The organism is Kitasatospora sp. NPDC059747 (assembly GCF_042732955.1).
Classification (GTDB): domain Bacteria; phylum Actinomycetota; class Actinomycetes; order Streptomycetales; family Streptomycetaceae; genus Kitasatospora.
On record NZ_JBHWGV010000082.1, the window covers coordinates 31,843 to 43,818 of the forward strand.

At 75.5% G+C, this 11,976-nt stretch carries 11 protein-coding genes and 1 riboswitch; of the genes, 4 read left to right on the plus strand and 7 right to left on the minus strand.

Annotated features, from left to right (window positions below):
• Positions 1-75 precede the first annotated feature (75 nt).
• The 3 genes from ACFV4G_RS29880 to ACFV4G_RS29890 all read left to right on the plus strand — a co-directional run bounded on the left by ACFV4G_RS29880 (position 76) and on the right by ACFV4G_RS29890 (position 2,949).
• Positions 76-645, plus strand: a complete 570-nt coding sequence (locus ACFV4G_RS29880; protein ID WP_380445231.1) for a MarR family winged helix-turn-helix transcriptional regulator — start codon at positions 76-78, stop codon at positions 643-645.
• Positions 646-723: 78 nt separating this feature from the next.
• On the plus strand, positions 724-1,179 hold the full coding sequence (locus ACFV4G_RS29885) for a hypothetical protein (protein WP_380445232.1): 456 nt from the start codon (positions 724-726) through the stop codon (positions 1,177-1,179).
• A gap of 117 nt (positions 1,180-1,296) precedes the next feature.
• Positions 1,297-2,949, plus strand: a complete 1,653-nt coding sequence (locus ACFV4G_RS29890) for a serine/threonine-protein kinase (protein WP_380445233.1) — start codon at positions 1,297-1,299, stop codon at positions 2,947-2,949.
• Between the two features lie 33 nt (positions 2,950-2,982).
• On the opposite strand, the gene ACFV4G_RS29895 is transcribed toward ACFV4G_RS29890, so the two are convergent.
• Genes ACFV4G_RS29895 through ACFV4G_RS29925 form a run of 7 tightly spaced genes read right to left on the minus strand, consistent with a single transcriptional unit; the run spans position 2,983 to position 10,602 of the window.
• Positions 2,983-3,453 (minus strand): OsmC family protein, encoded by a 471-nt coding sequence (locus ACFV4G_RS29895; protein WP_380445234.1) that lies wholly within the window; start codon positions 3,451-3,453, stop codon positions 2,983-2,985.
• Between the two features lie 33 nt (positions 3,454-3,486).
• On the minus strand, positions 3,487-4,050 hold the full coding sequence (cpt, locus tag ACFV4G_RS29900; protein WP_380445244.1) for a chloramphenicol phosphotransferase CPT: 564 nt from the start codon (positions 4,048-4,050) through the stop codon (positions 3,487-3,489).
• Positions 4,047-5,414, minus strand: a complete 1,368-nt coding sequence (locus ACFV4G_RS29905) for a cobyrinate a,c-diamide synthase (protein WP_380445235.1) — start codon at positions 5,412-5,414, stop codon at positions 4,047-4,049. Before ACFV4G_RS29905 ends, cpt begins: the two co-directional genes overlap by 4 nt.
• A 4-nt stretch (positions 5,415-5,418) precedes the next feature.
• Complete coding sequence (cobO, locus tag ACFV4G_RS29910; RefSeq protein WP_380445236.1) at positions 5,419-6,024, minus strand: cob(I)yrinic acid a,c-diamide adenosyltransferase; 606 nt, start codon at positions 6,022-6,024, stop codon at positions 5,419-5,421.
• A gap of 5 nt (positions 6,025-6,029) precedes the next feature.
• Entirely contained in the window at positions 6,030-8,126 is a 2,097-nt protein-coding gene (locus ACFV4G_RS29915) for a putative cobaltochelatase (RefSeq protein ID WP_380445237.1), read from the minus strand.
• Positions 8,123-9,643, minus strand: a complete 1,521-nt coding sequence (locus tag ACFV4G_RS29920; protein ID WP_380445238.1) for a cobyric acid synthase — start codon at positions 9,641-9,643, stop codon at positions 8,123-8,125. Before ACFV4G_RS29920 ends, ACFV4G_RS29915 begins: the two co-directional genes overlap by 4 nt.
• Positions 9,640-10,602, minus strand: a complete 963-nt coding sequence (locus ACFV4G_RS29925; RefSeq protein ID WP_380445239.1) for a cobalamin biosynthesis protein — start codon at positions 10,600-10,602, stop codon at positions 9,640-9,642. Before ACFV4G_RS29925 ends, ACFV4G_RS29920 begins: the two co-directional genes overlap by 4 nt.
• 101 nt (positions 10,603-10,703) lie before the next feature.
• A riboswitch (cobalamin riboswitch) is annotated at positions 10,704-10,848 on the minus strand.
• Positions 10,849-11,099: 251 nt separating this feature from the next.
• Between ACFV4G_RS29925 and ACFV4G_RS29930 the strand changes: the two genes are divergently transcribed.
• Positions 11,100-11,795, plus strand: coding sequence for a helix-turn-helix domain-containing protein (locus ACFV4G_RS29930; RefSeq protein WP_380445240.1), 696 nt, complete (start codon positions 11,100-11,102; stop codon positions 11,793-11,795).
• The last annotated feature ends 181 nt before the right edge of the window (positions 11,796-11,976 follow it).

Sequence of the window (11,976 nt, forward strand, 5' to 3'; positions counted from 1 at the left end):
GGCGGGTTCCCCTCAACGTTGATTATCTGAACGTTGAGATAAATTGTGCGCCGAGGATCTGTGAACGTCAAGTATGTGAAGGTTAAGATAAACGGGTACGGACAGCGGCCGGAGGAGGCGGAGGCCATGCAGGAGCAGGTGCAGCAGCGCGACACCGTGGACGACATCGTCGACCAGTGGGCCCGGGCCCGCCCCGAGATCGACAGCGGCCCGATGGCCCTGATCGGCCGGCTGCGCCGCCTCAACCTCCGCGTCGACTCCGCCCTGCGCGAGTACTTCACCCAGCACGGCCTGGACACCTCGGAGTTCGACGTCCTCGCGACGCTCCGCCGGGCCGGCGAGCCGTACGAGCTGAACGCCCGCGCGCTGCTCAAGTCCGCGATGGTCACGTCGGGCGCGATCACCAACCGCGTGGACCGGCTGTCCGCGAAGGGCCTCGTCGAGCGGCACCCCTGTCCGGGCGACCGCCGGGCGGTCCTGGTCCGGCTCACCCCGGAGGGCAAGGAACTCGTCGACACGCTGCTGCTCGGCCACGTCCGGAACGAGGAGCGCCTCCTCGCCCCCCTCGACCAGGGCGAACGCACCCAGCTGGACGCGCTGCTGAAGAAGCTGCTCGTCGCCCACGGAGACGTCGAGCGGTTGTAGCGCCCCGGGCGGGACGACGTATCCAACCGATCCCCGGTCGCGTTAGACCCGGCACAACCGTGCCGGAGGAGAACGCCGATGAAGGACAGGACACCCAGAGACATCGCCGTCGACGACCAGCTCCGAGCCGCCGGCGCCGAGGGCAGGGAGTGGCTCATGGCCGCCGGCTGGGGTCCGCCGGTGACGATCCCGATCCAGCAGGCGGCCCGCTGGCAGCAGGAGGCCCGCGCCCGGATGCTCGCGGCCGAGGCCGACGACACCTGGACCTTCTGCGAACACCTCTGCGCCGGCGGCCCCCAGCCCGTCGTCGTCCACGCCGAGACCCCGGAACGGATGCTCTGCCGCGCCTGCTCCACCGCCGAACGCCCCACCCGCCGCTGCCTGGAATGCGGCCGCCCCGCCGCCTCCGCCTCCCCCGCCGACGGCCGCGAGGACGTCTGCATGGGCCCCGTGGCGATCTACACCCGCCTCCGCTGCCCCGCCTGCTACCAGGCCGACCCCCTCCACGGCACCTTCGCCGCCGGCTGGCCGTAGAGGGCCGGTGGGTGGGCGAGCTGCCTGGGGGCCGGGATCGGGACTGCCCTCCTCGCCGTCGGTCACGCCGGCCCCGGGCCCCCTATACTCCCTGTGCTCGATGAGGCTGGGGGAAGCATGCTGAACAATTTCTGGGTGGCTCTGCTCGCCTTGCTCGGCGCGGTGCTGGTGATCCGACTGGCGACGCTCCCACTGCTGGTGCGCGCTCAGGCGGCAATGCGCCGAAGGGCGTTGACGGCCCTCGGGGAGGACGCGGGCGCGGGCGCCCCGGGCGGCATCGGGGCGGCCATCGGTGATGCCGCCGTCACCGTGCTGACCGCGGCCGGGGTGGTGGCCGTGACCCCCGCGATGTTCGTCTTCGGCGACAGGCTGCTCGTGCGGCCGTTCGACACGGCCAACGCGCGGTACATCTCCTTCGAGGTGCACCTGGCCGTTCACCTGGCCAGGACCTGGTACATCACGGTCTTCGTCGTGTGCCTGGTGCTCTGGCTGGGGCTCTCCTACCTGACCCAGCGCAACGTGCTGGCCACCGGCCTGCCGCAGCAGGCGTGGCGCTCCAGGCGGACTCAGCTCCGGGTCGTCGGACTGCTGGTCCTCCGTGCCGTGCTCGCCGTGTTCGTCCTGCCGGTGATCCTGGTCCCGGCCGCGCTGGTCTTCCAGATCGTGGCCGTGATCACGAGTCGCCGGCCCAAGCCCGTCGGCACCGGTGCGGCACAGCAACCGCCGCTGAACCCGTACGGAGCGACCGTGCCGCCGCAGCAGGGGTACGTTCCGACGCAATACGTTCCCCCGGCCCCGCAGTTCGCCCCGCCCGCCCCCGCGACTCCGCCGACCCCGCCGGCCCCGCCCGTCCCGTCCGTCGGGCAACCGCTGAGCTCCCACGAGCCCCGCGTCATCGGCGGCTACCAGCTCCTAGGCCGGATCGGCTCCGGCGGCATGGGCACGGTGTACCTCGCCCAGCGGCAGGGCTCCGCGACGCAGGTCGCGCTCAAGACCATCAACCTCGAACTCCTCGACGACGCCGAGCTCCTGCGCCGTTTCCAGCGCGAGTCCGAGGTGCTGGCGATGGTCCCGGGCGCCTACACCGCCCGGGTGCTCGACTCGGGCGTGGACCAGGGCCGCCCGTACCTCGCCATGGAGCTGCTGGACGGCCGCCCGCTCGACGTCCACCTGCGCGAGCAGGGGCCGATCCGCTCCGCCGAGGCGCTGCGCGCCCTGGCGCTCGCGCTGGCCGTGGCGCTGTCCGGGGTGCACCGGCTGGGGCTGGTGCACCGGGACCTCAAGCCGGCGAACATCATGCTGACGACGGCCGGTCCGCGCCTGCTCGACTTCGGCATCGCGGCGATCGTGGACGGCACCCGGCTCACCATGACCGGCGGCGGGCCCGGCACCCTCACGTACATGGCGCCGGAGCAGTTCGGCGACGAGCGGGTCGGAACGGCCGCCGACGTGTGGGCGTGGGCGTGCTGCGTGGTGTGCGCGGCGCACGGCGCGAGCCCGTTCGCGGCGACCAGCACGGGAGCGGTGATCCGCCGGATCGTGGAGACCGGGCCCGAACGGGCCGCGGTGGCGGCGGTCCGGGACCTCGACCCGGGGCTCGCCGCCGTCGTGACCCGCGCCCTGGCCATCGACCCCGCGCAGCGCCCGGCGGACGGGGCGGCGCTGCTGGCCGCGCTCGCGGCGGCCCAGCGGGAGGCCCGGCAGGCGGCCCCGGACCCGGCGGCCGTCCACGACCAGATCACCCGGGGCTGGCAGACCCTGGCCCTCTGACGGCTAGTGCCGTGGACCTGTCCGGCCACGGCACTACGGCGCGACCGTCACCACCGGCTCGTGCCGGACCGGGAAGTTGACCGAGCTCGCGATGAAGCAGGCCCGGTGCGCGTCGGCGTGCAGGGCGAGCGCCTTCTCGACCATGCCCTCGGACGCGACCTCGATCCGCGGGTGCAGCACCGCCGAGGTGAAGTGCCCGCCCTCGGGCGTCTCGGCCATCGTGCCGACCGGGTTGTCGACGTACGAGGTCACGACGACGCCGTTGACGGCGCACAGGTGCAGGTACCAGAGCAGGTGGCACTGCGAGATCGACGCGAGGAGCAGCTGCTCGGGGTTCCAGCGGGCCGGGTCGCCGCGGAAGGCGGGGTCGGACGAGCCGGGGATGGTCGGCCGGCCGTCGGCGGCGACGTCGTGGTCGCGGCCGTAGGAGCGGTAGTCGCCGGTGCCGGTGCCCCGGTTGCCGGTCCAGGTGACCTCGGTGGTGTACGTGTGCAGCTTGGGCATGTGCGAGCCTCTCCGGACGGTCCTGGCGGACAGTCAATCGCACCCGGGGAGGTGGCCGAGGATGATTCGGGCGCAGCCGACCGCATCCGTCCGGGACGTGTCCACTTCCACGTCGTACGTCACACCCACGTGCACCGCCTCCGCCTGCGCCGCGGCCATCCCGGCGGCCCGGTCGCCGCGCGCCGCCTCCCGGGCGCTCGCGACGGCGGCGTCGCACCGCACGCCGACCCAGAGCACGTCCAGGCCGTCCAGCGCCGCCCGCCACCGCCGCTGCGAGGCCGCGCCGCCGAGGAACACCTCGTCGACGACGATCCGGGCGCCGGCCCGCGCCATCGCCGCGACCCCGGTCGTCCAGGCCGCGTCGAGCGCCGCGAACGCCGGTCCGACGCTCACCACGCCGTCGGCGTCCTCGCCCCCGCCGTCCGGGCCGCCGATGCCGCCGATCCCCTCGCCGCCCTCGCGCAGCCGTGGCGGCAGCGCGTCGACCAGGGTGTCCGTGCCGAGGTGCAGCCACGGCTCCGGCAGCAGCTCCTGGAGGTGGCGCGCGATGCTCGACTTGCCAGAGCTGGAGCCACCGTTGAGGACGACGACGTTCAGCGCGAACCCCCGTAGGCCGCCGCCGCGCCCGCGAAGGACGTGGCGAGTTCCGGGGTGCCGGCCCAGTGCAGGTGCAGGTACGACGCGTGGACGTTGCCGTCGGCGAAGCCCTCGGTGCGGGGTCCGGTGGGCAGGCGCCACCCCCAGGCGGGGTGGTCGCCGCTGGCCGGCTCGCAGACCGTGCGGTGGAACTCGTGGCCGCGCAGCCGGGTGCCGGCCGGGCCGAGCGGGGAGTCGTGCAGGGCGACGGCCTCCCGGTAGCCGAGGGTGAGCCGTTCGGTCATCCTGGCGGTGGTGTCGAGCACGCCGCACATCGGCTTCCCGTCCAGCTCCCGCCCCAGGTAGAGCAGTCCGGCGCACTCGGCCGCGATCGGACCGCCGGAGGCGGCGAACTCCCGGATCGCCGAGCGCAGTTCCGCGTTCCCGCTCAGCTCCCGGACGTACAGCTCGGGGAAGCCGCCGCCGATGACGAGCCCGGCGGTGCCCTCGGGCAGCCCGGAGGCGTGCAGCGGGTCGAACGGGACGACCTCCGCCCCGGCGGCGCCGAGGAGTTCGGCGTTCTCGGCGTAGGAGAAGGAGAACGCGGCGCCGCCCGCCACGGCGATCCGGGGCCGGCCGGCGACCGGCGCGACCTCGGCCGCCGGGTCCCACGGCTCGGCGTCCAGGGCCGGTGCGGTCCGGGCCAGCGCCAGCACCGCGTCCAGGGCCACCGAGGCGGCGACGAGGTCGCCCATGTCCGCGACGGCCTTCAGGGCCTCCGCCGACCGCTCCACGGCCGGGATCAGCCCGAGGTGGCGCGAGGGCGTCGCGACGGCCGTGGAGCGGCGCAGCGCGCCCAGCACGGGCACGCCGGAGCCCTCCTCCAAGGCCTCGCGCAGCAGGTGCTCGTGGCGGTCGGAGGCGACCCGGTTGAGGATCACCCCGGCGAGCCGCACCTCCGGGTCCCAGGAGGCGAAGCCGTGCACCAGCGCGGCCACCGAACGGGACTGCGAGCTGCCGTCCACCACGAGCACCACCGGCGCGCGCAGCAGCTTGGCGACGTGCGCGGTGGACGCCAGCTCCCCGCGCCCCGACGCCCCGTCGAACAGCCCCATGACGCCCTCGACGACGGCGACGTCGGCCCCGGCCGCGCCGTGCAGGAACAGCGGCGCGATCCGCTCCGGCCCGCACAGGAAGGCGTCCAGGTTGCGGCCCGGTCGCCCGGCGGCCAGCGCGTGGTAGCCGGGGTCGATGTAGTCCGGGCCGACCTTGTGCGGGGAGACGGCGAGCCCGCGGGCGGCGAGCGCGGCGATCAGGCCGGTGGCGACGGTGGTCTTGCCCGCGCCCGAGGAGGGCGCGGCGACGACGAGGCGGGGGATGCTCAAGGAATCACCATTCGATGCCGCGCTGGCCCTTGCGGCCGGCGTCCATGGGGTGCTTGACCTTGGTCATCTCGGTGACGAGGTCGGCGAAGCCGGTGAGCGCCTCGGGGGCGTACCGGCCGGTGATGACGACGTGCTGGCTGCCCGGCCGGTCCTCGAGCACGGACACGACCTCCTCCGGGTCGACCCAGCCCCAGTGCATCGGGTAGGTGAACTCGTCGAGCACGTAGAAGCGGTAGGTCTCGGCCGCGAGGTCGCGCTTGACCTGCTCCCAGCCCTCCTTGGCGGCGGCCTCGCTGTCCATCTCCATCTCGCTGGAGCGCTGGATCCACGACCAGCCGGAGCCCATCTTGTGCCAGTCGACGGTGCCGCCCTCGCCGGAGGCACCGAGGACGCGCAGCGCGTTCTCCTCGCCGACCTTCCACTTGGCGGACTTCACGAACTGGAACACCCCGACGGACCAGCCCTGGTTCCAGGCCCGCAGCGCCATGCCGAACGCGGCCGTGGACTTGCCCTTGCCGGGGCCGGTGTGCACGGCGGTGATCGGCTGCGTGCGGCGCTGGCGGGTCGTCAGGCCGTCGTCGGGAACGCTCTCGGGAACACCCTTGGGCATGCTGCTCAGGCCGCCTTTCGCATGGTGGTTGCACGGTTGTCGCGACTGTCGCGGACGAGCGAGGCGACGCCCTCGGCGCGCAGTTCGTCCAGGGTGACGGCGGTGCCGCCGAGGTGTCCGGCGAGGGTGCGGGCGAGGCCGAGCCGGACGGGGCCGGACTCGCAGTCCAGGACGACGCTCGCGACGCCCTGGGCGGCGAACAGCCCGGCGGCGCGCCGGGACTGCGCGAGCGCGTCGCGGCCGCCGGTGGCCCGTCCGTCGGTGACGACGACGACCAGCGGGCGGCGGGCCGGGTCGCGCAGCCGCTCGATCCGCAGCACCTCGTGGGCGCGCAGCAGGCCGGCGGCCAGCGGGGTCCGGCCGCCGGTGGGCAGCGACTCCAGCCGGGCCGCGCCGACCTCGACGGACGAGGTGGGCGGGAGCGCCAGCTCGGCGCCCGCGCCGCGGAAGGTGATCATGCCGATCTTGTCGCGCCGCTGGTAAGCGTCCATCAGCAGCGACAGCACGGCGCCCTTGACGGCGGTCATCCGCTGCCGGGCGGCCATCGAGCCGGAGGCGTCGACGACGAACAGCACCAGGTTGGACTCGCGGCCCTTGCGCACCTGCTCGCGGAAGTCGTCCTTGCGCAGCACGAGCGCGGCGCCGGCGCGCCCGCGCGCCACCTGGTGCGGCGCGGCGGCCTGGAGGGTGGCGGTCAGGTGCAGGCGGCTGAGGGCGCCCTGGGGGCGTCGCGCGCGGACGGTGTACCCGCTGTCGGTCTCGGCGGGGGAGCGGCGGCCCTGCGCGCCGTGGCCGGTGCCGCGCACGGCGAACAGCCGGGTGCGGTACGGGTCGCCGGCCGCGACCGGCGCCGACTCCCGCGCGGGGGCGGGGTGCTGGGCTGGGACGGGCTGCTGCTCGGGGAGGTCCGGGGCGGCGGCGTCGGAGGCGGCGGCCTCCGGGGCCTGCGGACCGCTCTCGGGCTCGGGCGCGCCGCCGCCGTCCGGGCCGGGGCCGCCGTCGTCGCCGGGGCCGGGGCCGTCGCCGTCCGGGTCGTCGCCGTCACCGTCACCGTCGGTCCCGGGGGAGTCCTCCGGGGAGTCCTCGGGCTGCGCGTGCTCCTCCAGCGTCCGGTCCAGCTGCTCCTCGTCCAGTCCGGGCGCGTCGAACGGGTTGCGGCGGCGCCGGTGCGGCAGCGCGAGCTGGGCGGCCTTGCGGACGTCCTCCTCCAGCACCTCCGTGCGCCCGTCCCACGCGGCCAGCGCGACGGCCGTCCGCGCCATGACGATGTCGGCGCGCAGCCCGTCCACCTCGAACGCGGCGCACACGGCGGTGATCTGCCGGAGCGCCACGTCGGTGAGCTCGACCTTGGGCAGCAACTCCCGTGCGGCGGTGATCCGTTCGGCGAGCGCCCGCTCATCGTCGGCGAACCGCGCCGCGAAGCCGGCCGGGTCCGCGTCGTAGGCGAGCCGCCGCCGGACGACCTCGGCGCGCTCGGCCGGGTCGCGCGTCGCGGCGATCTCCACGGTCAGGCCGAAGCGGTCGAGCAGCTGCGGCCGCAGCTCGCCCTCCTCCGGGTTCATCGTGCCGACCAGCAGGAACCGGGCCGCGTGCCGCACCGAGACGCCCTCGCGCTCGACGTAGGAGCGGCCCATCGCGGCGGCGTCCAGCAGCAGGTCGACGACGTGGTCCTGGAGCAGGTTCACCTCGTCGATGTAGAGCACCCCGCGGTGCGCCTTGGCGAGCAGTCCGGGCTCGTACGCCTTGACGCCCTCGGCGAGCGCGCGCTCCAGGTCGAGCGAGCCGACGATCCGGTCCTCGGCCACGCCGACCGGCAACTCGACCAGCTGGGACGGCCGTTCGCTGCTCCCGGAGGAGGCGTGCGGTCCGTCCGGGCACTGCGGGTCGGGCGCGGCCGGGTCGCAGGAGAAGCGGCAGTCGTCGACGGTGGCGATGGACGGCAGCAGGCCGGCCAGCGCGCGGACCATCGTCGACTTGGCGGTGCCCTTCTCGCCGCGCACCAGCACGCCGCCCACGGCCGGGGAGACCGCGTTCAGCAGCAGTCCGAGCCGCAGGTCGGTCATCCCGACGACCGCGGTGAACGGGTAGCGGACGTCACTCATGCGTTGCCAGCCTCCTCAGGCGCACCGGGCGGCAGGAACGGCAGCGTTCCGGCCGCCGGCACCCCGCCCTCGATCAGCTTCCACAGCGCGTCGGTGTCCGCGTGCTCCTCGATCAGGTCCCCCAGGCGGTCCAGCCGGGCCTCGCGCGCCTCGGCGAACGAGGTGTCCGGCGCCGGGACGAACGCGCGGCCCGCCAGCGCGGCCACCTCGCGCAGGAACTCCCGGCGGAACCCGTCGTTCTCCAGCGCGCCGTGCCAGGTCGTGCCCCACACCGAGCCCACCCGGCATCCGTCCAGGAAGGGCTCCCCGCCGTCCACGGCGACCACCCCGTGGTGGATCTCGTAGCCCTCGACGCGGTGCCCGTAGGCCTCGCCGACCGGCCGGGCGAGCACCTTCTCCACACCGAACCGCACGCGCGTCGGCAGCAGGCCGAGCGCGTCGACGGCACCGGCCTTGGACTCGACGTCGTCGACGATCGAGCCCGCCAGCATCTGGTAGCCGCCGCACACACCGAGGACCGGCAGCCCGGCCGCCGCCCGCGCCCGCAGCGCCGGCTCCAGCCCGCGCTCGCGCAGCCAGGCGAGGTCGGCCACGGTGGCCCGGGTGCCGGGCAGCACGACGAGGTCGGCGTCGGCGAGCTCCTCCGGCCGGGTCGCCCAGCGGACGAGCACGCCGGGCTCCTGCGCCAGCGCGTCCAGGTCGGTGAAGTTCGACAGCCGGGGGAAGCGCACCACGGCCACCCGCAGCACGTCCGCCCCGAGCGGCCCGCGCCCGTCGACCCGGTCCACGACCGTCGACAGGTCCAGCGAGTCCTCGGCGTCCAGCCACAGCCCCGGCAGCATCGGCAGCGTGCCGAGCACCGGACGGCCGGTCAGGCCGTGCAGCATCTCCAGACCGGGCGCCAGCAGCCGGGCGTCCCCGCGGAACTTGTTGACGAACCAGCCGGCCACGTGCCGCTGGTCCTCCTCGGACAGCAGCGCCAGCGTCCCGTACATCGCCGCGAACACGCCGCCCCGGTCGATGTCGCCGACCACGACGACGGGCAGCCGGGCGGCCGTCGCCAGGCCCATGTTGGCGATGTCCCGGTCGCGCAGGTTGATCTCGGCGGGCGAGCCCGCGCCCTCGCACACCACCACGTCGTACCGGCGGCGCAGGTCCGCCAGGCATTCCAGGGCGCGCTCCAGCAGGACGGGCTTGCGCTCGCGGTAGTCCAGCGCGCCCACCTCGGCGACCGGCCTGCCGAGCAGCACCACCTGGCTGCGGCCGTCCGCGCCGGGCTTGAGCAGCACCGGGTTCATCGCCGCCTCCGGCTCCACCCGGGCGGCCTGGGCCTGCATCGCCTGGGCCCGGCCGATCTCGGCGCCGTCGGCCGTCACGAACGAGTTCAGCGACATGTTCTGCGCCTTGAACGGCGCCACCCGGACGCCCCGGCGGGCCAGCCACCGGCAGATGCCCGCCGTGACGACGCTCTTGCCCGCGTCCGAGGTCGTCCCCGCGACCAGCAGCGCGTTGGTCATGCCCTTCCCCTCCTCAGCAGCGATCGCAGCAGGACGTGCCCCGCGACCGTCGTACCCAGCGCCAGCGCGCCCACCCGCCGCGACAGCGCGCAGGCCCGCTCGATGTCGTCCACCGTCACCGGCCGCAGCTCCGCGCCCAGCACCGGCCGGTGCTCGACGCGCTCGCCGTACTGCAGCGTGCCGCCCAGCCGCACGCCCACGGCGCCCGCGAACGCCGACTCGGCCTGCCCCGCGTTCGGGCTCGGATGCGCCGAACCGTCCCGCCGCCACACCCGCCAGGCCGTCCGCGGCTGCGGCGCGGCGGCCACCGTCAGCAGCGCCGTCAGCCGGGCGCCCGGCCAGCCCGCCACGTCGTCCAGCCGGGCCGAGGCCCAGCCGAACCGGGCGTGGCGCGGCGAGCGGTGACCCACCATCGCGTCCAGCGTGTTGACGGCGCGGAAGGCCAGCAGACCGGGCGTGCCGGCGAGGGCGCCCCAGGCCAGCGCGTTCACGACGGCGTCCGCGGTGTTCTCGGCCACCGACTCCACGACGGCGCGGGCGATCTGCTGCCCGTCCAGCGCGCTCGGGTCGCGCCCGCACAGGTGCGGCAGCCGCTCCCGGGCGGCGGGCAGGTCGCCCGCGGCCAGCGCCCGGCCGATCGTGCGCGCCTCCCGGGTCAGCGAGGTGCCGCCGAGCACCGTCCAGGTCGCGGCGGCGGCCAGCGCGGCCCGCCCCAGCGGCCGGCGGCCGGCCGTCCGCTCCAGCGCCACCGCGCCCGCCGCGACGGCGCCCACGCAGAGCGTCGTGTACGCGGCCCCGGTGGCCCGGTCGTCGCGCCACATCCGGCGCTCCAGGCGGGTCGCCGCACCGCCGAAGACGGCCACCGGGTGGCCGCGGCGCGGATCGGCGTAGCGGGCGTCCGCCAGGTAGCCCGCGACGGCGCCGACCGCGAAGGCGGCGGCGCGGGTCAGCGGGCGCACGACGGAGGGGGACAGGGGAGGGCTCGGCGGGTCGGGGCAGCCTGCATCGCGTGCGAGTCCTCACTCAGGGTCCGCGCCCTGGATCGACGTACCGGGGGCGAGAGTCTCCTGGCTTCCGGGTCGAACGCACCCCCGGAGCCTTCCAGCAGCACGTCAGCGAAGACTGACGGTCCGCCGTGGCGTCGTTCCGGCCGTGCTCCCCGGTGACAGTGGCGGGACCGCGCCGGACTCGCACCGGCTTCCTCTGCATGCCTCCGTTTGGCCCTGGGATCCCATCACGCGGCCGAACCGGGAGTCAACCGAGGTCACGGAGGGGTTGGTCACACGCGGGAGGCCCGGCGCGCGCCCCCGAACGCCCCCGTCACTACCTCCGAGTACTGCCGCCGCAGGGGCATGACATCCTGTGCGATCCTCCAGCGGTCCGCGCGCGCCCTCCCCGGCGCTTCGTGCGTTCGGCGGCTGGGGGCCCGTTCGTACCGGCCCTAGCGTTCGTTCACATGCGACGAAGACAGCCTCCGCCCGCCCTGCCCCCGGTGCCGTTCTCGCCCGCCGCGGCCCGCGCCCACCGCGCCGGGCTCGGCCTGACCCCCGAACAGGTCGCCGGCGGCATGGCCGCGCACGGCGTCCGGCTGCTGCCCACGCACGTCATCGCCTGGGAGAGCGGCGAGCTGCGCCCCACCGAGGAGGAGTTCATCGCCCTCGCCCGCGCCCTGTGGTGCCCGCCCGCGCAGCTCATGGGCACCCGCCCGGCCCGCCTGCGCGACCACCGCGTGGCCCGCGAACTGAGCCAGGACACCGCCGCCCGTCGCATCGGCGTCGCCCTGCGCGTCTACCAGGAGGCCGAACTCACCGGGACGTGGGACGGCGACGAGGAGCGGACGCACGCGCTCGCCCAGGTGCTCGGACTGCGGCTCACCGAACTCGTCGAGGTGACCGGCCGCGGCGCCGAGCTCGACCAGCGGCTGCGCAGGTGCGTGGACGGCCGCTGGCAGCCCCACCTGCGGGCGGTCGCGCGGCTCGTGCCGGTCCACGAGGACGACCTCGCGACCGTCCTGACGGCCCTGCACCAGGAGCACCAGGTGTCCTCCCCGCACTGGGGCGCCGCGACGCCCACCCTGCCCCCGCGCGACCGGCCCCTGGCCCCGCGCTTCTGGGAACTCCTCGGCCGCCTCCACACGGAGATCCCGGTCTGACCCGTCCCGGCCGCCCCGTCCCCGTCTCCCACCCCCACCCCGTCCCCGCCTCGGCCTCCCGCCTCCCCGCCCTCCGCAGGAGCCGCCCCCCCCCCCCCGCCCCCCGACAGACCCAACCCCACGCCCCCCCACCCCCCCCCCCCGGCACATGTGCCCACCCCCAGCACAACTAGGGGGTCGC

What these genes read in the sequence shown, in the direction of transcription:
- ACFV4G_RS29890 (WP_380445233.1), top strand. Translation starts at nt 1,297, where the DNA reads ATGCTGAACAATTTCTGGGTGGCTCTGCTCGCCTTGCTCGGCGCGGTG.
- ACFV4G_RS29915 (WP_380445237.1), bottom strand. Translation starts at nt 8,126, where the DNA reads ATGAGTGACGTCCGCTACCCGTTCACCGCGGTCGTCGGGATGACCGAC.
- ACFV4G_RS29930 (WP_380445240.1), top strand. Translation starts at nt 11,100, where the DNA reads ATGCGACGAAGACAGCCTCCGCCCGCCCTGCCCCCGGTGCCGTTCTCG.
- ACFV4G_RS29920 (WP_380445238.1), bottom strand. Translation starts at nt 9,643, where the DNA reads ATGACCAACGCGCTGCTGGTCGCGGGGACGACCTCGGACGCGGGCAAG.
- ACFV4G_RS29895 (WP_380445234.1), bottom strand. Translation starts at nt 3,453, where the DNA reads ATGCCCAAGCTGCACACGTACACCACCGAGGTCACCTGGACCGGCAAC.
- ACFV4G_RS29885 (WP_380445232.1), top strand. Translation starts at nt 724, where the DNA reads ATGAAGGACAGGACACCCAGAGACATCGCCGTCGACGACCAGCTCCGA.
- cobO (WP_380445236.1), bottom strand. Translation starts at nt 6,024, where the DNA reads ATGCCCAAGGGTGTTCCCGAGAGCGTTCCCGACGACGGCCTGACGACC.